32 protein-coding genes are annotated in these 16,460 nt (G+C 47.3%); 23 read left to right on the top strand and 9 right to left on the bottom strand.

From position 1 onward, the window contains the following. The first annotated feature begins 245 nt into the window (after window positions 1–245). Window positions 246–1,007 carry an outer membrane protein gene (locus FHS77_RS13220; RefSeq protein ID WP_184224152.1) on the top strand — a complete coding sequence of 254 codons (762 nt, stop codon included), beginning with the start codon at window positions 246–248 and terminating at the stop codon, window positions 1,005–1,007. Between the two features lie 95 nt (window positions 1,008–1,102). Here the strand turns inward: FHS77_RS13220 and FHS77_RS13215 are convergent, their stop codons facing one another. Genes FHS77_RS13215 through FHS77_RS13185 form a run of 7 tightly spaced genes read right to left on the bottom strand, consistent with a single transcriptional unit; the run spans window position 1,103 to window position 4,159 of the window. Continuing rightward, window positions 1,103–1,447 carry a hypothetical protein gene (locus FHS77_RS13215; RefSeq protein ID WP_184224150.1) on the bottom strand — a complete coding sequence of 115 codons (345 nt, stop codon included), beginning with the start codon at window positions 1,445–1,447 and terminating at the stop codon, window positions 1,103–1,105. A 55-nt stretch (window positions 1,448–1,502) separates the two neighbouring features. Beyond that, complete coding sequence (locus FHS77_RS13210; RefSeq protein WP_184224148.1) at window positions 1,503–2,435, bottom strand: YdaU family protein; 933 nt, start codon at window positions 2,433–2,435, stop codon at window positions 1,503–1,505. Continuing rightward, entirely contained in the window at window positions 2,432–2,902 is a 471-nt protein-coding gene (locus FHS77_RS13205) for an HNH endonuclease (RefSeq protein WP_210307140.1), read from the bottom strand. The genes FHS77_RS13210 and FHS77_RS13205 overlap by 4 nt, the downstream gene beginning before the upstream one ends. Then, complete coding sequence (locus FHS77_RS13200; protein ID WP_184224146.1) at window positions 2,899–3,252, bottom strand: RusA family crossover junction endodeoxyribonuclease; 354 nt, start codon at window positions 3,250–3,252, stop codon at window positions 2,899–2,901. The genes FHS77_RS13205 and FHS77_RS13200 overlap by 4 nt, the downstream gene beginning before the upstream one ends. 33 nt (window positions 3,253–3,285) lie before the next feature. Then, window positions 3,286–3,705, bottom strand: coding sequence for a hypothetical protein (locus tag FHS77_RS13195; protein ID WP_184224144.1), 420 nt, complete (start codon window positions 3,703–3,705; stop codon window positions 3,286–3,288). Continuing rightward, a complete protein-coding gene (locus FHS77_RS13190) occupies window positions 3,669–3,956 on the bottom strand; it encodes a hypothetical protein (protein WP_184224142.1) in 288 nt (95 codons plus the stop codon). Before FHS77_RS13190 ends, FHS77_RS13195 begins: the two co-directional genes overlap by 37 nt. Beyond that, window positions 3,953–4,159 (bottom strand): helix-turn-helix domain-containing protein, encoded by a 207-nt coding sequence (locus tag FHS77_RS13185; RefSeq protein ID WP_184224140.1) that lies wholly within the window; start codon window positions 4,157–4,159, stop codon window positions 3,953–3,955. The genes FHS77_RS13190 and FHS77_RS13185 overlap by 4 nt, the downstream gene beginning before the upstream one ends. A 49-nt stretch (window positions 4,160–4,208) precedes the next feature. Between FHS77_RS13185 and FHS77_RS13180 the strand changes: the two genes are divergently transcribed. Further along, a complete protein-coding gene (locus tag FHS77_RS13180; RefSeq protein WP_246431333.1) occupies window positions 4,209–4,550 on the top strand; it encodes a helix-turn-helix domain-containing protein in 342 nt (113 codons plus the stop codon). Window positions 4,551–4,717: 167 nt separating this feature from the next. On the opposite strand, the gene FHS77_RS13175 is transcribed toward FHS77_RS13180, so the two are convergent. Further along, entirely contained in the window at window positions 4,718–4,966 is a 249-nt protein-coding gene (locus tag FHS77_RS13175) for a hypothetical protein (protein WP_184224138.1), read from the bottom strand. Between the two features lie 432 nt (window positions 4,967–5,398). On the opposite strand from FHS77_RS13175, the gene FHS77_RS13170 reads away from it, so the two are divergent. From FHS77_RS13170 to FHS77_RS13160, 3 genes are all read left to right on the top strand, one after another. Beyond that, window positions 5,399–5,584 (top strand): hypothetical protein, encoded by a 186-nt coding sequence (locus tag FHS77_RS13170; RefSeq protein WP_184224136.1) that lies wholly within the window; start codon window positions 5,399–5,401, stop codon window positions 5,582–5,584. Window positions 5,585–5,691: 107 nt separating this feature from the next. Continuing rightward, complete coding sequence (locus tag FHS77_RS13165) at window positions 5,692–6,534, top strand: hypothetical protein (RefSeq protein WP_184224134.1); 843 nt, start codon at window positions 5,692–5,694, stop codon at window positions 6,532–6,534. Window positions 6,535–6,891: 357 nt separating this feature from the next. Further along, window positions 6,892–7,164, top strand: coding sequence for a hypothetical protein (locus FHS77_RS13160; RefSeq protein ID WP_184224132.1), 273 nt, complete (start codon window positions 6,892–6,894; stop codon window positions 7,162–7,164). Between the two features lie 65 nt (window positions 7,165–7,229). Here FHS77_RS13160 and FHS77_RS13155 read toward each other — a convergent pair whose 3' ends face one another. Next, a complete protein-coding gene (locus FHS77_RS13155; RefSeq protein WP_184224130.1) occupies window positions 7,230–8,135 on the bottom strand; it encodes a hypothetical protein in 906 nt (301 codons plus the stop codon). A 162-nt stretch (window positions 8,136–8,297) separates the two neighbouring features. Here FHS77_RS13155 and FHS77_RS13150 point away from each other — a divergent pair, with 162 nt between their 5' ends. The 18 genes from FHS77_RS13150 to FHS77_RS13065 all read left to right on the top strand — a co-directional run bounded on the left by FHS77_RS13150 (window position 8,298) and on the right by FHS77_RS13065 (window position 16,440). Then, window positions 8,298–8,630, top strand: a complete 333-nt coding sequence (locus tag FHS77_RS13150) for a hypothetical protein (protein ID WP_184224128.1) — start codon at window positions 8,298–8,300, stop codon at window positions 8,628–8,630. Continuing rightward, on the top strand, window positions 8,630–8,815 hold the full coding sequence (locus tag FHS77_RS13145; protein ID WP_184224126.1) for a hypothetical protein: 186 nt from the start codon (window positions 8,630–8,632) through the stop codon (window positions 8,813–8,815). The genes FHS77_RS13150 and FHS77_RS13145 overlap by 1 nt, the downstream gene beginning before the upstream one ends. Window positions 8,816–8,875: 60 nt before the next feature. After that, on the top strand, window positions 8,876–9,034 hold the full coding sequence (locus tag FHS77_RS13140) for a hypothetical protein (protein ID WP_184224124.1): 159 nt from the start codon (window positions 8,876–8,878) through the stop codon (window positions 9,032–9,034). Continuing rightward, window positions 9,031–9,213 carry a hypothetical protein gene (locus tag FHS77_RS13135; protein ID WP_184224123.1) on the top strand — a complete coding sequence of 61 codons (183 nt, stop codon included), beginning with the start codon at window positions 9,031–9,033 and terminating at the stop codon, window positions 9,211–9,213. The genes FHS77_RS13140 and FHS77_RS13135 overlap by 4 nt, the downstream gene beginning before the upstream one ends. Next, a complete protein-coding gene (locus FHS77_RS13130) occupies window positions 9,210–9,956 on the top strand; it encodes a hypothetical protein (protein WP_184224121.1) in 747 nt (248 codons plus the stop codon). Before FHS77_RS13135 ends, FHS77_RS13130 begins: the two co-directional genes overlap by 4 nt. Continuing rightward, window positions 9,956–10,642 (top strand): hypothetical protein, encoded by a 687-nt coding sequence (locus tag FHS77_RS13125; RefSeq protein WP_184224119.1) that lies wholly within the window; start codon window positions 9,956–9,958, stop codon window positions 10,640–10,642. Before FHS77_RS13130 ends, FHS77_RS13125 begins: the two co-directional genes overlap by 1 nt. Then, window positions 10,642–11,112 (top strand): single-stranded DNA-binding protein, encoded by a 471-nt coding sequence (gene ssb, locus FHS77_RS13120; protein ID WP_184224117.1) that lies wholly within the window; start codon window positions 10,642–10,644, stop codon window positions 11,110–11,112. The genes FHS77_RS13125 and ssb overlap by 1 nt, the downstream gene beginning before the upstream one ends. Continuing rightward, window positions 11,112–11,519 (top strand): hypothetical protein, encoded by a 408-nt coding sequence (locus FHS77_RS13115; protein WP_184224115.1) that lies wholly within the window; start codon window positions 11,112–11,114, stop codon window positions 11,517–11,519. The genes ssb and FHS77_RS13115 overlap by 1 nt, the downstream gene beginning before the upstream one ends. Further along, complete coding sequence (locus tag FHS77_RS13110; protein ID WP_184224113.1) at window positions 11,516–11,749, top strand: hypothetical protein; 234 nt, start codon at window positions 11,516–11,518, stop codon at window positions 11,747–11,749. The genes FHS77_RS13115 and FHS77_RS13110 overlap by 4 nt, the downstream gene beginning before the upstream one ends. After that, window positions 11,749–12,141 (top strand): DUF968 domain-containing protein, encoded by a 393-nt coding sequence (locus FHS77_RS13105; protein WP_184224111.1) that lies wholly within the window; start codon window positions 11,749–11,751, stop codon window positions 12,139–12,141. Before FHS77_RS13110 ends, FHS77_RS13105 begins: the two co-directional genes overlap by 1 nt. Further along, the gene (locus FHS77_RS13100; protein ID WP_184224109.1) at window positions 12,138–12,413 is read left to right on the top strand and encodes a hypothetical protein; all 276 of its coding nucleotides are present in this window, start codon (window positions 12,138–12,140) and stop codon (window positions 12,411–12,413) included. The genes FHS77_RS13105 and FHS77_RS13100 overlap by 4 nt, the downstream gene beginning before the upstream one ends. Further along, a complete protein-coding gene (locus tag FHS77_RS13095) occupies window positions 12,410–13,369 on the top strand; it encodes a DUF551 domain-containing protein (protein ID WP_184224107.1) in 960 nt (319 codons plus the stop codon). The genes FHS77_RS13100 and FHS77_RS13095 overlap by 4 nt, the downstream gene beginning before the upstream one ends. Next, entirely contained in the window at window positions 13,359–13,562 is a 204-nt protein-coding gene (locus FHS77_RS13090; RefSeq protein WP_184224106.1) for a hypothetical protein, read from the top strand. Before FHS77_RS13095 ends, FHS77_RS13090 begins: the two co-directional genes overlap by 11 nt. Continuing rightward, entirely contained in the window at window positions 13,559–14,287 is a 729-nt protein-coding gene (locus tag FHS77_RS13085) for a Lar family restriction alleviation protein (protein ID WP_184224103.1), read from the top strand. The genes FHS77_RS13090 and FHS77_RS13085 overlap by 4 nt, the downstream gene beginning before the upstream one ends. Beyond that, a complete protein-coding gene (locus FHS77_RS13080; protein WP_184224101.1) occupies window positions 14,284–14,562 on the top strand; it encodes a hypothetical protein in 279 nt (92 codons plus the stop codon). Before FHS77_RS13085 ends, FHS77_RS13080 begins: the two co-directional genes overlap by 4 nt. After that, on the top strand, window positions 14,559–14,732 hold the full coding sequence (locus FHS77_RS13075) for a hypothetical protein (RefSeq protein WP_184224099.1): 174 nt from the start codon (window positions 14,559–14,561) through the stop codon (window positions 14,730–14,732). Before FHS77_RS13080 ends, FHS77_RS13075 begins: the two co-directional genes overlap by 4 nt. Before the next feature lie 8 nt (window positions 14,733–14,740). Then, window positions 14,741–15,817 carry a tyrosine-type recombinase/integrase gene (locus tag FHS77_RS13070; protein WP_184224097.1) on the top strand — a complete coding sequence of 359 codons (1,077 nt, stop codon included), beginning with the start codon at window positions 14,741–14,743 and terminating at the stop codon, window positions 15,815–15,817. Between the two features lie 293 nt (window positions 15,818–16,110). After that, window positions 16,111–16,440 carry an SH3 domain-containing protein gene (locus FHS77_RS13065; protein ID WP_184224095.1) on the top strand — a complete coding sequence of 110 codons (330 nt, stop codon included), beginning with the start codon at window positions 16,111–16,113 and terminating at the stop codon, window positions 16,438–16,440. The last annotated feature ends 20 nt before the right edge of the window (window positions 16,441–16,460 follow it).

Below are 16,460 nucleotides of genomic sequence, written 5' to 3'. Positions count from 1 at the left end.
TTACAGATCCTAACTTCCCTGCTGCATCTGGTGAACGTCGCTTCAAAACAAGCCTCAGCGAAGTTCGCATCGGTGTAAACTACAAGTTCTAATCCCTATTTCATTGCTGAAAATAATAATTACAAAGCTTAACTGCTACAGACACATGAATATGCGTTTTCACATGACTGTTGCTGTCATGTAACAGCTATTTTTCACTTGCCAGTGTAGAAAATAACTCAAGAATCATCTTTTCGGAGATCAATATGTTTAAAAGCCTTACCCTTGCAGCATCCGCCGCACTTTTGTTCACCAGCTCCGCTATAGCCGCCGATGCCGTAGTTTATAGCGAACCAGCACCTGTTGTGGTTGACACCTTCTCCTGGACAGGCGGCTACATCGGTGCGCATGCTGGCTACGGCTGGGGCAAAACCAATGACGTTAACAATCTTGGCTCCCCAGAAAAGAAAATGAAGGGCGGACTTGGCGGCATTCAAGCTGGTTACAACTACCAGTTTGACAATAATATGGTTCTTGGTGCGGAAGCTGACATTTCTTTCAGCGGCGTAAAGAAAAACTGGAATGATACCGACGCATACAGCACATATTACACACAAGACAAAATCGGCACACATGGTACAGTTCGGGCTCGTCTCGGTTATGCTGCTGATCGCTTCATGCCTTATATTACGGGCGGTCTGGCTTGGGCTGATATGAAGCATACTGTAGGATGTTCAGATAAAAACGCTCTTGGGGGCTTCCCAGCAGGAAGCACTTCATGCCGTGCTGGAACAGCTCGTCCATCATTTGAAAATTCGGCTTCAAAAACCTCCATTGGTTATAGCGTAGGTGCAGGTCTTGAATATGCTGTGACAAATAACTGGACTTTGAAGGCTGAATATCTTTACTCGAATTTTGGCAAGAAAAACGTCACTATTACAGATCCTAACTTCCCTGCTGCATCTGGTGAACGTCGCTTCAAAACAAGCCTCAGCGAAGTTCGCATCGGTGTAAACTACAAGTTCTAATCCCTCTTATAGAACTGAATTACAGCCTCAGATCAACGTCTGGGGCTGTTTTCGTTTAAGGAGCCCTACCTACTCGAATGAATACAACATTGATATCAGGCAGTTAAGGCTTGCTGCCACATTGCGTCGACCTGTTCCTGAGTAAGCGACAAATGAGCAGCCACTTGGTTGAGTAACGGGTGCAAACGCCGGTACTCAGAAGCGTCCTGCCACTCGATTACAGATTCATCACCCATCGCGAGAATAGCCGCGTCGAGGTCAGACAAGCTGATACCGTTGCGCACTAATGTCAGACGAAGCTGGCGCTTGCTGATTGGCGGCATCAGGGCGCGTTGCTGTTCTGGCGTTAATTCTGCTCCGGGAATGTCGCCACCCTCAATGTCTTCGACCGGAACTTCTTTCATGGGTAGTGCAAAATCAGGATACGCTTCCGGGTGCATAGGGAAGCCTTTTTTCCCGATACGTTCATGATCGACAACTGTCACAGTGCTCATGTTAGGCCTCTTTATCAACTTCAGGGATGAACCGCCCGGTGCCACGTTCACAGTTCGGGTCTAAATTCAGGACGAAAGCATCTTTTCGCCGCCCTGTGACCATCCAAGCGATTTCGTCATTACAGGTTTCATCAGCACAGGTGATATTCAATATGCCGCCGGTCATCTTGCCATCAGGCCATACGACTGTGCCGCCTTCCTGATTTTGCAATGAGGAAATCATGATATCAGCATTCAATGCCGAGAAAGTACCCGGCACCATTCCAAAATAGTCATCGATATTGACAGCTGCCTTGCCATTAACAAGGCGGACAACACCACGATAAATATTGACGTATTCTGGAGCTTCAACAAAGCCATGACGAAGGTTTTTATTTGCCGGATCAAGAGGGTGATCAATCAGGAAAGTGCCGCTGCCGAGAGCCTGTCCTTTCCCGACCTTGCGAGGATAGAATGGCCAAAACTCATTTTCGAATTCCTGATCGACTGATTTGACCGATACATCTGAACGTAGTGAAGATGTATTATCTGTATCTGTATCTGTATGGTTGAACGGTTGTTGAACGTTCGTTGAAACTAATCGTTGTTTTTGTTGTCTTTTTTCGGCACTTGCTTTCCCTGCCTTGGAATTGTTTTTCAACTTGTTCGCACGACTTGAAATTTCAACTTCTGCACGATGGTTGGAAAGCATCCCATCAACGAGGTCTAACTTGCCTAAATCAACAAGCTTATCGACAACTTTGGTGAAGGTATTTTCACGCATGCCGCAGTAAGTGGACAGGCGCATAATGTGGAACTCTACAGGGCCATTCTCTTCGTAAATACGGCAAAGTAACATCGTATAAACGCCGACTTCTTGAGCGGACAACCCACGAACGCCATGCATAAAATCTGAAGGATAAAAATCGAAATAGGGAATGCGGTTTCTGCTCATAATCTCCACCCCAATTCCTTGATGGTTTTATCTTTTTTCTTGAGATTGCAGGTCTGGCACGCGACAACCAGATTTGAGACAGTGTGCTCACCACCCTTTGACCAGGGGAAAACATGGTCGAAATGAAATGGCCCGTTCATTGACCCGCAATACCGGCACTTGTCGCCATCACGGATTGATACCGCTGCTTTCACCTTGGTCGGGATTGCCGTTCTTGTGGCCTGTTTGCGATAGAAACGTTCAGCTTCGGCAAATTGATCAGCGTCTATAAGATCATGAGTGATAAGCTCTCGAATGAACCTCCAAACGCGACTGGCAGGCCAGCGCAGTGTTTTGTGAATGGCGTGTAAGTTCGTTCTGTCCCAGACTTGAGAGAGCCACAGAAAAGCTTCAGCTTTACCGAATGGCTTCTGACCAAAGATCGGGTTCCCAAACATATCCGCCTGAACACGTACCCAGCGGCTCATGCTGCCAGCGCCTCCTCAGCGCATTGCACCAGAACTACACAGTCGCTCTTAATGCCCGCGTCCCATGTCATGGTGATGCGTTCACAAAGACTGTCGTTTCTGATGACTTTGTAATGTTGAAGTACGTCAAGGATAGGCTTGAGACGGTTATCTAAATCCATCCGGCTGTGTGGACGCTTGAGCGCGACATAAAGCGAAAATGGCCTGTTAAGCGGCTCACCTTTAGTTTTGATGAACCAACCACAATCCTTTACCCACTTATTGTATTCAGGCGAGCGGCGGCGAGACTTGCCCCAGCCGACATAGATTTCCCAAACAGTGGGAGGGAATGGCAATTCTATTCGTATCATTCTCGCCGCCTCTCATTTTCCTCAATGTGCCGGTTATTCTGCGGCTTTCGTCGTTTTGTCAGGAGAAGCCAATAAACCCGCATCTTCTGGATTAGCTCGTGCGCTTTCCTGTCCGACCGTAAAATCAGCCAGCCCAAGAAATTTCGAATTACGGGCATTCGCCAGCTCCCTCTCTGCCTCGTAAGATTTTTCTGATGCCTGACAGGCGAGCTCATAGGCGCGAACAATCGCCCCATAAGCAGACACAGGCATATCTTTGATGTTTCGATATCTCAGGCGGTGCAGCCATGTTGCTGGCGCACCGAACCTTCTTTCAGCGCGGTGCATGGCGGCCTCAACCGTATCCCCTGCACCGCGATAGGATCTGTTCAGGATGTACTCAGACATCCCTCGGGCATGACTGATGTAATCCACATTCATTTTGTCAGATCTTTCAAAACCTTTGTCGGACATTGCAAAGCCTCTCCGTTACGTTTGACCTTGCGACGGACAAACGAGACATGGAGAGGCAATGAATGGAGCCAGTGGGTAAGATTGCTGTGCGCGTTCTGAACAAAGCCAGACACGCACGAATACACCGTCAAAAGACGGGGATAAGTGGCCGAGACGGAAAAGAGGAGGGAGAACGCCGCCTCGGCCTCAACACCGGCGGGGAGGAATTGCGCCGGTGAAATGAAACTTAATAATAGGGTCGCGTGGCTCATGCTGCGCGATCCATCTGCTCATACCAATCCGTCACTTTAACAAAGCCCTTGGTGGCTTCCTTGATCTTCAAGATCATTTTTTTTGACGGAGAGCGCTCACCACTCACATACCGGTTCACTGTTGCTTGGCTAACGCCAACAATTTCAGCAAACGCCGCATGAGTGATCCTATGTTTTTCGAGGTACTGCTTGAGTTTCAACATAAATTACCAATACCAAATTGGTATCAATAATCAAGCATAAAATACCATTATGGTTTTTGATGATAAATTGTATTTCCCGTATGATGTGCGCATGTCACAGTTAAAGCGCTTACGCGAAAAATCAGGCCTCACTCAAAAAGAGCTGGGCATTCGGGCAGGAACATCTCAGCCACAAATAAAACGGCTAGAAGATGGAGATCGCACTTTAACTAAAGAATGGGCTGAGCGCCTTGCTCCGCACTTGAATACAACAGCCGAAGCACTTTTATTCCCAAAAGGCGATGATCTGGACTCAGACATCATGGCAATAGTATCTCGCCTTGATGAAAGACAAAAAGCGCAAGCGTTATCCTATTTGCGTTTTCTAACATCACCTGAAGGCGAAAATTGAGTAACAAATACGTTCCTAGAAATAGGATCTATAAAGTACCGCCATTGCCCACCATGTATTTTCTGCATTGACCGTGCGAGAGCAGCGGCTTGTTTTTCGATATCAATAGTTTCTTCATTTGATGTCTTGCGCTGCCGCTGCATGAGCGCCCCCTACTAGTGCTTTAGCTACGCCCATTCCAACTCGTCCAGCTCTTCCGGTAAATTATTACCATGGGTAAATAAGAGCTTGGGATCATCATATTCACCTGTCTTTTCATTTCCCTCTCGAACAAACGCCAAGACCATAGGCTTACGCTCGGCAAGTCTTTCGGCCATGCGTACGGCTTGATTTGCTGACTGTGCCGGAACTGGACTATCGGCTGTAAACCCGCCCTTAGCCGCGCTGTATGATTGAACTATGTAAAATGTTGCCATCTGATTCACTCCCTAGAATGGGAATATGATGCCGAACAAGTTGGAACATTACAAGAACAATCTAGGAGAATATTCACAGTGTAGGAATATTAGCTGACACGGGATGTCCGCGAAAAGCGTCATCACTATACCTTAGAACAGCATGACACACGGCCTTGAATCGGGCATCATCGCTTTAGAAAAAAGCATTACTTTGAGGGGAAAGTATGCGGATAATTATGACAGCAGCTCTATTATTAACCATAGCTGGATGCAGCTTAGGCAGCGATACGAGCCGAACATTATTTGAATGGTTTGTCAGCTATGTAAAAATTGGCTCGTCAAATGACGTTTGGCTTGCCAAGGGCTCATTTGGCTATGAAGATCGAGTGGCTCTGATTTTCGGCTACGCTAACGATATGGCCGCATGTGAAGATATAGCTGCAATAATGAATGAAAAATATCCAGCCGCAAGGCATCATTGCGTTGCCGCCAATTGAAATCACGTATGTGTTAGTGGGAGCAACAGCATCACTTTGGGGGAGTATGCGGCCATCATTCATCATTAAGCTGACATTTATCGCCTTCCCGCTGATCTTTATCGCGGCGGTTGGCGCTAAGCTGATGGGCTTTGAATGAACTGGGTTTACTACACGCAAGGAGCAATTTCTGTAGGGTTATTTTGCTTCATGCTCTGGGTGTGGTTCAAAAAATAATAGGTTAGTCATAAAATTGAGGGGGCAATTTTGACGATTTGTGTAGGAATAAAAGTTAATGACGGCATCGTTTTTGTCGCTGACAGCGCAACGACATTGTTGTCCCCAAACGGCAATGGTTCACCTTTTGGGGTAAGAGTATACAATCATGCGGATAAAGTCTTTAACCTATACAGAGGCCAGCCTATTGTTTCAATGACATGTGGCCTTGGCAACTTTGGCAATGAATCTATAGCAACCATATCAAAGTGTATTCGCGACAAACTTATGTCCATAGACGGCGGCATTAACCCGCTAGACTATACCGTACAGTCGGTCGTAGAAGTGGCTTACGAAGAATTCAGGAGCAAGTACGAACCGCTAGACGCGGCAATTAAAGCTCATTCATCATTCGAATATTTTATAGCTGGCTTTCCAAGTAATTCTAATAGGTCTGAAATATGGAAAATTGTTTTCTCCAATGGAGAAACTCCAGAGCCAGTTATGCTTGTGGATTCGGATAGTTCTGACATAATATGGGCAGGACAACCGGAGGCGTGTATACGTCTAGTACTCGGAGTATCGTCTCAGACACAATTTGTTCTGAACAATATAGGTCTAACGTCAGATCAGTCTGAACAGCTCCACCAAAGCATTATAAATGCATCGCGATCACCGTTCTTGGTAAATTCGATGCCAATGCCTGACGCTATAAGTCTCGCTGAGTTTTTAGCTTCGACAACAGTGAACTTCGTTAAATTTATGCCTGGCGCAGATACTGTCGGAGGCAGTCTTGATATCGCCACCATAACTAAATATGAAGGTTTTAAATGGATTAAGCGGAAACATTTTTATCCGATACATCTGAATGGGGAAACAGATCATGTGCGATAAAGCAAAAAGAGACAGATTAATTGCAGCTCAACCCATTGATAAAACAATGATACCGGAGCAACAATATCCTAAACCGTCGCCTAGTGAAACTGGCTATAGTTTCCTTCAGTCAACGGATAAGGTGGAATCAGAGCTCGATTTGAGAGGGGTAACTCTTAACTTCGGTTGAGTTTAACTTCACTGCGACCCACACCCCGCTCCGGCGGGGTTTCTTTTTGCAAACATTAGCAAATCGTAATGGGGTGTCCTTTAGTCAAAACGCGCCATCTCCCACTTATATGACACATGAACAGCCCATTCAGTGAGCGTTCACCCTCCCAAATGTAACCTGAGATCAGTTCAATGGGAGGAACGATTATGAAACGCAAACAACTTACAAAACTGGCTATCGCATCTGCATTATTGATTGCATCTTTGCCACAGGCCTTCGCCTACTCTATCCACGTAAATGATGGTGTTTATGTCATTGAGTGTAAAAATGGCGTCACATCACAAGGGTCACATTTACAAGTCACCCACGCTCAAGCTGAATATTTTTGCCGAGTTCGTGGCAGCAGCATAAAGAAAAAAGACGTTGCGCCAAAGGCTCAAGTGCAGCCGAACAAAAAGGCTATAGCCCCAAGTAAGTAATGTCCTAGACAGCCTAAAGAACCCGCCTAGTGCGGGTTTTTTGTTGCAGTACCATAGCACATTTGTCATTCGCCCTTAAATAAACTCGCAAGATTTCCGTAATTCTGCGTTGTTGCTGGCGCATATGGCATCTCTGACAGCATTTGTGTCACTGCTGTTCTCACCAGTCCATAAATAGCAATCGCGTCCTCAACAGATAAAACTACATCGGGATGGATTAACGGGTTTCTATAGCGCGTTGATATTTGCTTTAATAAAAATAGAGTGTCTTCATTCCCTACGCCAGCTTGTTTCATGGCATTCACATACACAGCAATATTGCGTACCTTTGGCGCAGCCTTCCCACCCGCCACATGGTCGTAATAAGAGCGGATAACAGTCTCTAGCACTCTAAACAAATGGAACCCCGATGCGGTAGCGTTTTCGAACGCTAAACATTGGCCTGCTTGTTTTGCATCAAAAATTGCGTCTGGTGCCTTTATAGCCAGCTCATCAGGGAAAAGCGCCTCCCCGTTCATTAGAAGCGCATAAGTATCAAATGCGCCCTTCTTCTGAACGAAGTAAGTATCCATAACACCTACCTCAGCCAAGAACGCTGTTTTATATCTCTCATATAGAGATCGTATTTCATAAACTTCAAACTGAGTTAAAATTCTGGCTTCATCCTGCTTAGCCAGCTGTTGAGATAGCTTCCCCAGCAACTCTTGGGACAATGAATAAGACGCCCGCAAATACGGGGAATAAATTGAATTTTCACTCAGCCCCCGCAGAGCGTTCTGTGCCGATAAAAGCGTCCACTTAATAGAAGAATAAGGCGTGTCTTCAAAAGGCAATCGAGCTAACGGTTCAAGCTCAATGGATAAATTATAAAAATACGGAATTGAAAATCTAATCATTCTCCCCCCAAAGAATCGTCTCTTTTGGGCGATGATACACTTTTCTGCAACAGCAATCTCTTGGGGTTTTTCCATACCACTGATTCTACCACGTGCGCGGCTGGGCGCAAGCTCCCTGGTATTTTATACCAAATTAAATACCAATTCGGTATTGACATATTATACCAACTTGGTATTTTGAATCCATCAACAGCGCGAAGAAGCACCCGCCGATCCGCTAAACGATGGAGTTAAAAAATGTCCTCAGCTTTGCAGATTGCACACACAGATTTAACAGGCGCACACAAGGTTTCTGCCAAGAATGCAGTGCGACCTGCAAAGCGCCCCCGCGATTACGCAACTCAGTCAAAAGCCATGAAAATGGCATGGGAAAGCTACCGTAAGTGGTCAGCTGACTGGTTTAAGGAATTTGGCGAAAAACTCCCATTCCGTCGCTACCAATTCAACAAGTGCTTGCGCGATGCATATCTGGAAATTCGCATCTTTGCTGCTGCACCTATGAGCATCACACCAGAAGAAGCACAATTCATCGGCTCTGATTGCCTGATGAAAATGCGGGAGGCAGCGTAATGAGCCCTCACCTCACCGACATAGCCGAAGAAGCGTTTTGGAGTGTTGAAGGTAACACCCGCCAAGCTTTGGAGAATGTGACACGCGTTCTCAGCGAGCGCTTCAAAGAAACAATCATTTCAATCTCAGTCGAAAACGAACGCTTGAAAGCCAAGCTCGCAGAAAGGGAGGCGGAATATGCGTGATCTTTTGGAAGATGTCGCTGCCTTCTTTTCGGTCTCAGTTTTCGTTGCATCGGCACTCATATGGCTAAGCCAACTATCATGAAGCACCGAGCAGACCTTTTAAAGCTCAAGGCCGATATTGAGCACGGCCTCAAAACAATCCCAGACATAACAACCCGCCGATACCTTGAAGAGAAATATTATCAAGTGGAGCGGCTATTGAAGGAGCTTGCAGCATGACTCTTTCCCAAATTCTCCTTAGCGCCTCACAATCAAACCGCCGACTGGCGTGGGATTGCTACCGCGGTGGCAAGGAGGCCGAATTTAAAAAGCGCATGTCTTTTGCACTCAGAAACATCAAGCGAGCAAAGCAAGAGCGTGAAGCAGAACACAAATGGAAATCAGGGGCAGCGGCATGACCCAACAAATTGGCCTTGGCCACAACAACCCACCTGAACCAACCCCATTTGATACAGTAAAAGCCCAGATCGGCGATCTGTACGAAGAGGCTAAAGGCTGGCTGGACGGCGATCCTATCCATTCACAAGAGCAAGCTGACGAAGTTCAAAAGCTTATGCGCCTTATTCAAGCGGCAGAAAAGCAGGCCGATGAAGCTCGTAAAGATGAAGCCAAGCCGCACGACGAAGCAAAAGCTGCGATCCAAGAGCGCTATAACCCGCTTATTGGCAAGACAAAATCCGTAACCGGCCTCACCGTTCGTGCAATTGAAGCTTGCAAACAGGCGCTCATTCCTTGGCTTGAAAAAGTCGAAGCTGAAAATAGAGCCAAGGCAGAAGCCGCACGGATGGAAGCCGAAGCTAAGCAAAAAGCCGCAATGGAAGCCATGCAGCAGCGAATTGGTGGCGATTTGGAAAGTGCAGAGCGGGCAGAAGCGCTCGTCCAAGAAGCCAAGCGTGCAGATAACGATGCTCGTAAAGCTGAAAGCCTCAAAGCATCAGCGAAAGGTGCTGGCCGCGCCGCGTCTCTGCGCACCAGCTACCGCGCTGAAATCACTGATATGCGGGCATTCGCCCGTTACGTTTGGCAGTATCGCCAGATTGAAATGCAAGAGTTTCTCGAAGGTCTAGCCCAGAAGATCGTTAATTCAGGCCGTATTCAAATCGACGGCGTGACGGCTCACGAAGAAAGGAAGGTTGCCTAATGTCCAGTAATCTTGCGCTTTGGGAAGCAGTCGAAAGAACACCTACAGAACATACAAAAGCTATCACAGGAAAGGCTTATCAAGGCACCTCTCCTAAGCCTCACTACCTCGTCCACAAGGCGACTGAAACATTTGGCCCATGCGGTATTGGCTGGGGCTTCACTGTCGCAAATGAGCGCATTGAAGAAGGTGCGGACGGCGAAAAAATGCATATTGCCCATGTCCGCGTCTGGTTCAAGTGGAATGGCGAGCGTGGCGAAGTTGAGCACATTGGCGGCACTCAGTTTTCTGGCAAGCGTAGAAACGGTAGTTTTTTTACTGATGAAGATGCGCCGAAAAAATCAGTAACGGACGCGCTCGTTAAGGCGCTCTCCATGATCGGTTTTGCTGGCGATATTTTCATGGGGCGATACGACGATAGCAAATACGTCAATGAACTAAGGGCGGAAGAACATAAGGCCGCGCAACCAGTTCAACCGAAAAATGAAGAAGCCAGAAAGCATTATTCATCCCTCGAAGCCTCAATGCGTAAAAACAAAACGCGCGCTGATCTTACTTCATGGTGGAAGGATGGCGAGTGCATCCAGAAGCGTAACCAGCTTCCAAAGGACTGGCAAACCAACCTTCACAACTCATTCAAAGAATATGGGCTGTCTCTGCCTGTCGATAACAAGGATGCAGCATAATGGCTGGCTCAGTGAATAAAGTCATACTCGTAGGCAATCTTGGTGCTGATCCAGAAGTCAGGCGTATGCAGTCCGGCGATCCGGTTGTGAACTTACGTATCGCCACATCTGAAAGTTGGCGTGACCGCCAGTCTGGCGAACGCCGTGAAAAGTCAGAATGGCACAGTATCGTTATTTTCAATGAAGGTCTTGCCAAGGTTGCCGAGCAATATCTGAAAAAAGGCGCGAAAGTTTATCTGGAAGGTGCTTTGCAGACCCGCAAATGGACGGATCAGAACGGTAACGAGCGTTACACGACTGAAATTGTGCTGCAAAAGTTCCGCGGTGAATTGCAGATGCTGGATAGCCGCGACGATGGCAACCAGCAATCACAACGCTCAACCCAGTCATCATATACAGATCAGTCCGGCAGCTATGGTGCAAGTCGTGATCTGGATGATGAAATCCCGTTTGCTCCGGAGTGGCGCTGATGGCTAAGAAAGACAAACCTGTTTACGGCTTTATACGCAGAGGCTTTAACCTCGTCCCTCAACTCGACTTTGACAGGTCTGCACTTGATAGCGTTGCCGAAGGTGAATTGGTCAAAGTTGAGATCAAGCAATTTAGAAATGTCGGGCGTCACCGTGCCTATTGGGCGACATTACAAGATGTCATTGATGCCTGTGGTTTGGATTACAGCGCTGAAAAGCTGCACGATCTTATCAAGTTGCAAAACGGTGTTGTTGATCTGCTCACTTTGCCATCTGGCATGACCGTAGCAATTCCCGCGTCCATTTCGTTCGACAAAATGAGTGAGGCTGATTTTCAAAGCTTCTTTCGCAAAGCTGAGGCTTGGCTCGCTAAAACATACGGATATGTCCGACAGGAGGCCGCATGATTATTCACTTCCTTATCTCAAGAATTCGCAAGCTGTTTGGCTTCAATGACGATCCGCTTCCAGCACTTAATAAAAAGGCTGACGAACTGACTGTTGCTATCGAAAAAGCCAAGCGTGACAAGAAAAAATACAGCCACCTACAGAGCGAGCTTTGCAAGGTCAGAGCCATCATCATGACTATTGAACGCGGCATTCCATATCGCAACGGCAAGTTTGAGTGGGGGCAGTAATGGCTGGTTTTCGAGTGGTTCGATACGACACAGCTTTCACCGCTTCACCATCCAAAGGACAGAAGCGCCCAAGAAAGCATGATGAAACCCATCTAAAATGGATAAGAACCCTGCCCTGCATCATTACCGGAGCTTATGGCGTTGAAGCCGCTCATATCCGGTATGCAGCTCCGCAATACGGCAAGAATGAAACTGGCATGGGTGAAAAGCCAGACGACCGATGGACAATCCCACTGTCGCCAGAAATGCACCGCGAGCAGCATTCAATGAATGAACGCGCCTTCTGGCTCAAGCACGGCATAGACCCTTGCCGCGTGTCTTTAGCACTCTACGCCATCACAGGCGATGAGGAGCAAGCTCTAATCATTATTCGGAATGCGAGGAAGTCATGACAGATACAATCAACACCGGTGGCGCAGCTTTCCCCGTCACCTATGAAGGCGGCCAGAATAACGGAGAGAGCCCGTATTTTCACGAAGGCATGACCCTACGCGATTATGCGGCAGTGAAAATAATGGCTGCTATGATTTCAAGTAGCGGTTTCCCTGACTTCATAAGGGAGACTGGTACATACTCCACTAGTGAAGACGTGCGCATGAACCTTGCAACCGCAGCGTTACTGTATGCTGATGCATTCGTCGCAGCCCGTGGAGGTGCACGATGACCAACCCTGTGCAGATACCAGATGCAGCCGTGCAGGCTTTTCGACAGTCATTTGAAAGCACTGATAATAATTGCGATACTTATCAGGATGTGCGCAAAGCCCTCACCGCCGCCCTTCCTCACTTGTCGCTTGGCTTTGAGGTGAAGAAATTGGAGTGGGAGAAAACTCACTCTTGCAATGGGATTTTATCGGCCAAAACCCACTTTGGAACTTATTTTATTAGCTCAAATAAAACGGTTCGCCTTGGTCTAACAACGCTTTCGTGCCCGTTTCAGCTATTGGATGAGGCTAAGAGCTTTGCACAAGCTGACTTTGAGTGCCGTGTGGGTGAGTGCCATGTACCAAGGCCAGACATAAAAACCATTATTGATGAAATTCGCGCTGGAACCCGTCAAGGCTTTTTGAACGAAGGTGATCAGCCGAAATTGTCTGATGCCGAATTGTCATGTCCTTATTGCAGCGGCTCCGGTCATATCGACGACGTTGCCACCAACCCCGTTGATGTGGCGGCGGTGCGGGAACAGGCGTTTGAGGAAGCTCAAAAATCTGTATGTAGCGGATGTTCTGATGAAGTACCGTTAAATGCGGAAGGCTATCACCAAAAGGGGTTTCATACTTCCCCATGCCATGCCGCCGCCATCCGCGCCCTATCTGCCGAACCAGCACAGGGCGAGCAGTGGCAACCAATAGAGACAGCGCCGAAAGATGGAAGTCCTCTGATACTTCTGCGTAATAAGCACGAATTCGCGCAAGGAGAGAGAGTGATTATCGCTCACTGGAGTGATAAATACGATAGCTTCGTATGGGCTGATTTTTTCGATATCTATGCAGACGACATAGATGAAGTAGACGAAAACGGTAAGTATGTTTTTGATATATTCAAAAGCAACGATTTCACCCACTGGATGCATTTACCTGCCGCCCCGGCCCTGAAAGGACAGCAGCATGACAATTAACATCGTTCTTGGTTGGTGGGTAATTCCCGCCGCTGTAACGGCTATTGCATTACTAATTTCCGCTTGGCGCAGTGACAGAAGTTATTCTCATGGCCTTGGTGCTGTGGGGCAAGCAATGGCTAACGCCTTTATTTTTCTTATCGCGATAGTCATTTCTCTGATCGCGTGGCTCATTTGGAGTTTAGCAGCATGACAAGTGAATTGAAGCCGTGCTCTTCTTGCGTGGGTGAAGCAAAACTTATTAAGCGCAGCTTTTACGCCGGCAAAGAAAGTCGCTTAAAATCTTACCGTGAGCGCGTTGAATGCAAAGTTTGTGGCCTTACAACCCGCGAATACAACAAACCTAATGCAGCCGTTCATAGCTGGAACACCCGCGCCACGCCTTCCGCCGATACGCTGGCGGGGTTGGTGCGGTATGGCATCAGTATGTTCGGGAACGGTGCAGTAGAGATGGGCGAAGGCGAGTACGTCCTTTACTCCGAAGCCGCCAAGATTGTTGCGATGCAAGCGGCGAAGGAAGCGGATATTGAGCGACTAACCTGCCCAACATATTTAGAAGAAAAATTAATTCAGGTTGGGGTTTGCGATATTGAATGGCAAAAACGCGCGCAAGCCGCAGAAGCCGAACTCGCCCAGATCAAGGCGCAGGATCCGGTGGCATGGATGCACCCTACTGCGGGGTGGACAGACGTAAGTAAATCTAAAATCGCAGCGCATTGTAAGCATGGCACCGATCCTAAACCCCTCTACGCCGCCCCTGTTGACCAGACGGCAGAGATAGAGAGGTACAGGGAGGCGTTGGAATTTTACGCTGATATCAGAAAATATCCTGCGCCGCTTACCGGAGGCATGGGGGATTTATGGTCGGATTGCGGTGAAGTAGCCCGCGCCGCCCTTTCAGGAAAGGAGCCGTCATGACAACAGAACTGATTGAACGAGAACGCTGCGCCAAAATAGCGGACGAATTTGCAGCTGAGAATTTCCGTATGGCGACTGATACAATTATGGTTGACCCTGTTCTTTCCAAGCAACGTAAAGGCTTAAGCCACCTCATTACGAGTGAAGACTATAAGATCAGCGAAGATGAAATGAACAAGGGCATCATTCATTCGTCAATGGCTCATGCAGCCCAAAATATCGCCGCAGCAATACGCGCGCCCGCGCCCCTCGCACCGGAAGGAGGAAAGGATTGACTGAGAAATTACGTTTCACCCGCGCTCAAATGCGCAACATGGCGATAATTGCCAAAGAAGAAGGCGTAAGTGTCACTGTAAAGCCAGATGGCTCAATATCAGTTTTGCCAGTTTCTGCCGCTCCGAATGACGCAACGCGCAACAATCACAATGATATTGTTTTACTGTAAAAGAATAAATGGCAAGAAAATTACCACTTTATGTCGTCAGGGAGAAAAGCCGCCACGGAAGGATAAAGTTCTTCTACCGTGTCGGCAAAGGTGAGCGGATCAGGCTACCTGATGATATAAATTCTACTGAATTCAAAGAAGCCTACATACTGGCCGCATCAGGCAAACGTCCTGAAGTTAAAAAACAGGATGAGGTATCGGTACAAAGCTTGCGATGGCTTATCGATCGCTACCGAGAGAGCTCCGCTTGGAAAGCGTTTTCACCTGCCACTCAACGTCAACGTGAAAATTTATTTATTATCGCAATTAATCGTTCTGGAAACGCGCCATATAGTGCAATCAATAAAAAATCTATGATAGCGGCGGTAGAGTCACGGTCAGACACTCCGGCTCAGGCCAATCACTTTCTTAAAACCATGCGAGGATTGTTTTCTTGGGCGCTTAAGAACGACCACGTTACCGTAGACCCGACGGCAGGCATTAGCCCATTAAAATATAAGACAGATGGGTTTGCCCCATGGAGTATGGAGGATTTGGCCTTGTTCTATGCACGGTGGCCTATTGGCACCAAGCCACGCTTGGCAGTGGAGCTGATGATCCATACCGGCCTTCGTAGGTCTGATATTGTTTGCGCTGGCCGCCATCATATGCGTGGCAATATTTTTACAATGAAAACTCAGAAAACAGGCGCGCAAATTACCGTAGAATTTCCATCGCAATTGATGAGGGTAATTGAAAATACTGAGACAGGCGACCTCTGCTTCTTAGTGAGCGAATCGGGCGCTCCGTTTGCAACGGCAAGTTTTGGTAATTGGTTCCGTGACCGATGCAATGAGGCTGGAATTAAAAAAAGCGCACATGGCCTGAGAAAACTTAGTGCAACATTAGCAGCGGAAGCTGGTGCCGCCACGCATGAATTAATGGCGCAGTATGGCTGGTCAAGTATGAAGCAAGCTGAAATTTATACAAAGGGTGCCGACCGAGTTAAACTTGGTATTAAGTCATCTCGTCGCGTAGCTGAGCAAATTGAAAGCAGTACTATAAATCATTCTGCATTGGGTGCGGGGAAGCCTAAAAATAAGTAAACAAAATCAAAGGAGCTGTTTTCAGTGGTGCGGGGCATTAACCTACTGAATTAATTAGTATGTTTCACTACGGGCGAGGCCTCCATTTTTCTCACTGACAAACAGTTAAAGCATATGACGTCATCACTGTGATGACTGTTATTTTGTCATGAACGGCAAAAATTTTGCAGGAATAGTATTTAACCACCCTATTCAGCCTGTATTCACCTTACTTCAATTTAAATATACTGTGTTTGTAGTACTGTTAAGATGGTCTGCATAAATGTGCCCATGCGCCTTTAAAGGAAACACAGATGAAATTAGCCGTTTCTGCTTTATTACTGACCGCCTTCACCCTGACAATTGCACAGCCTGCCCTTGCAACAACGGGCCCGGGCTGCCTTCGTGTCGTGAATGTACAACAGGGTGATGTTCTCAATATTCGCAGTCAGCCAACCGCTTCTTCGCCGGTTGTGGGAACGATTCCGGCAAAAAATCACGGTATCATTGTTCTTAAAGGCAAATGCGAACCTTTAAACCGCCCCTGGGCCAATCGTTGGTGCCCTGTGACATATTATGGCGAAGATAAATCTTCCAAAGGTTGGGTTTACGCGCGCTATATTCGCGATAATGACTGCCCATAAAATTTAAAACGTCAGCTTAT

Source organism: Paenochrobactrum gallinarii (assembly GCF_014205685.1).
Taxonomy (GTDB): domain Bacteria; phylum Pseudomonadota; class Alphaproteobacteria; order Rhizobiales; family Rhizobiaceae; genus Paenochrobactrum; species Paenochrobactrum gallinarii.
This window is presented reverse-complemented; position numbering and strand designations above follow the sequence as displayed.

Excerpts from the sequence above, each read along its gene's own strand:
- FHS77_RS13130 (WP_184224121.1), top strand. The coding sequence starts at position 9,210 with ATGACCCAACAAATTGGCCTTGGCCACAACAACCCACCTGAACCAACC.
- FHS77_RS13175 (WP_184224138.1), bottom strand. The coding sequence starts at position 4,966 with ATGGCAACATTTTACATAGTTCAATCATACAGCGCGGCTAAGGGCGGG.
- FHS77_RS13200 (WP_184224146.1), bottom strand. The coding sequence starts at position 3,252 with ATGATACGAATAGAATTGCCATTCCCTCCCACTGTTTGGGAAATCTAT.
- FHS77_RS13080 (WP_184224101.1), top strand. The coding sequence starts at position 14,284 with ATGACAACAGAACTGATTGAACGAGAACGCTGCGCCAAAATAGCGGAC.
- FHS77_RS13180 (WP_246431333.1), top strand. The coding sequence starts at position 4,209 with ATGGTTTTTGATGATAAATTGTATTTCCCGTATGATGTGCGCATGTCA.
- FHS77_RS13190 (WP_184224142.1), bottom strand. The coding sequence starts at position 3,956 with ATGAGCCACGCGACCCTATTATTAAGTTTCATTTCACCGGCGCAATTC.
- ssb (WP_184224117.1), top strand. The coding sequence starts at position 10,642 with ATGGCTGGCTCAGTGAATAAAGTCATACTCGTAGGCAATCTTGGTGCT.
- FHS77_RS13220 (WP_184224152.1), top strand. The coding sequence starts at position 246 with ATGTTTAAAAGCCTTACCCTTGCAGCATCCGCCGCACTTTTGTTCACC.
- FHS77_RS13105 (WP_184224111.1), top strand. The coding sequence starts at position 11,749 with ATGGCTGGTTTTCGAGTGGTTCGATACGACACAGCTTTCACCGCTTCA.
- FHS77_RS13110 (WP_184224113.1), top strand. The coding sequence starts at position 11,516 with ATGATTATTCACTTCCTTATCTCAAGAATTCGCAAGCTGTTTGGCTTC.
- FHS77_RS13155 (WP_184224130.1), bottom strand. The coding sequence starts at position 8,135 with ATGGAAAAACCCCAAGAGATTGCTGTTGCAGAAAAGTGTATCATCGCC.
- FHS77_RS13170 (WP_184224136.1), top strand. The coding sequence starts at position 5,399 with ATGAAAAATATCCAGCCGCAAGGCATCATTGCGTTGCCGCCAATTGAA.
- FHS77_RS13185 (WP_184224140.1), bottom strand. The coding sequence starts at position 4,159 with ATGTTGAAACTCAAGCAGTACCTCGAAAAACATAGGATCACTCATGCG.
- FHS77_RS13095 (WP_184224107.1), top strand. The coding sequence starts at position 12,410 with ATGACCAACCCTGTGCAGATACCAGATGCAGCCGTGCAGGCTTTTCGA.
- FHS77_RS13145 (WP_184224126.1), top strand. The coding sequence starts at position 8,630 with ATGAGCCCTCACCTCACCGACATAGCCGAAGAAGCGTTTTGGAGTGTT.
- FHS77_RS13065 (WP_184224095.1), top strand. The coding sequence starts at position 16,111 with ATGAAATTAGCCGTTTCTGCTTTATTACTGACCGCCTTCACCCTGACA.
- FHS77_RS13205 (WP_210307140.1), bottom strand. The coding sequence starts at position 2,902 with ATGAGCCGCTGGGTACGTGTTCAGGCGGATATGTTTGGGAACCCGATC.
- FHS77_RS13070 (WP_184224097.1), top strand. The coding sequence starts at position 14,741 with ATGGCAAGAAAATTACCACTTTATGTCGTCAGGGAGAAAAGCCGCCAC.
- FHS77_RS13150 (WP_184224128.1), top strand. The coding sequence starts at position 8,298 with ATGTCCTCAGCTTTGCAGATTGCACACACAGATTTAACAGGCGCACAC.
- FHS77_RS13160 (WP_184224132.1), top strand. The coding sequence starts at position 6,892 with ATGAAACGCAAACAACTTACAAAACTGGCTATCGCATCTGCATTATTG.
- FHS77_RS13140 (WP_184224124.1), top strand. The coding sequence starts at position 8,876 with ATGGCTAAGCCAACTATCATGAAGCACCGAGCAGACCTTTTAAAGCTC.
- FHS77_RS13135 (WP_184224123.1), top strand. The coding sequence starts at position 9,031 with ATGACTCTTTCCCAAATTCTCCTTAGCGCCTCACAATCAAACCGCCGA.
- FHS77_RS13085 (WP_184224103.1), top strand. The coding sequence starts at position 13,559 with ATGACAAGTGAATTGAAGCCGTGCTCTTCTTGCGTGGGTGAAGCAAAA.
- FHS77_RS13125 (WP_184224119.1), top strand. The coding sequence starts at position 9,956 with ATGTCCAGTAATCTTGCGCTTTGGGAAGCAGTCGAAAGAACACCTACA.
- FHS77_RS13115 (WP_184224115.1), top strand. The coding sequence starts at position 11,112 with ATGGCTAAGAAAGACAAACCTGTTTACGGCTTTATACGCAGAGGCTTT.
- FHS77_RS13100 (WP_184224109.1), top strand. The coding sequence starts at position 12,138 with ATGACAGATACAATCAACACCGGTGGCGCAGCTTTCCCCGTCACCTAT.
- FHS77_RS13090 (WP_184224106.1), top strand. The coding sequence starts at position 13,359 with ATGACAATTAACATCGTTCTTGGTTGGTGGGTAATTCCCGCCGCTGTA.
- FHS77_RS13210 (WP_184224148.1), bottom strand. The coding sequence starts at position 2,435 with ATGAGCAGAAACCGCATTCCCTATTTCGATTTTTATCCTTCAGATTTT.
- FHS77_RS13195 (WP_184224144.1), bottom strand. The coding sequence starts at position 3,705 with ATGTCCGACAAAGGTTTTGAAAGATCTGACAAAATGAATGTGGATTAC.
- FHS77_RS13215 (WP_184224150.1), bottom strand. The coding sequence starts at position 1,447 with ATGCACCCGGAAGCGTATCCTGATTTTGCACTACCCATGAAAGAAGTT.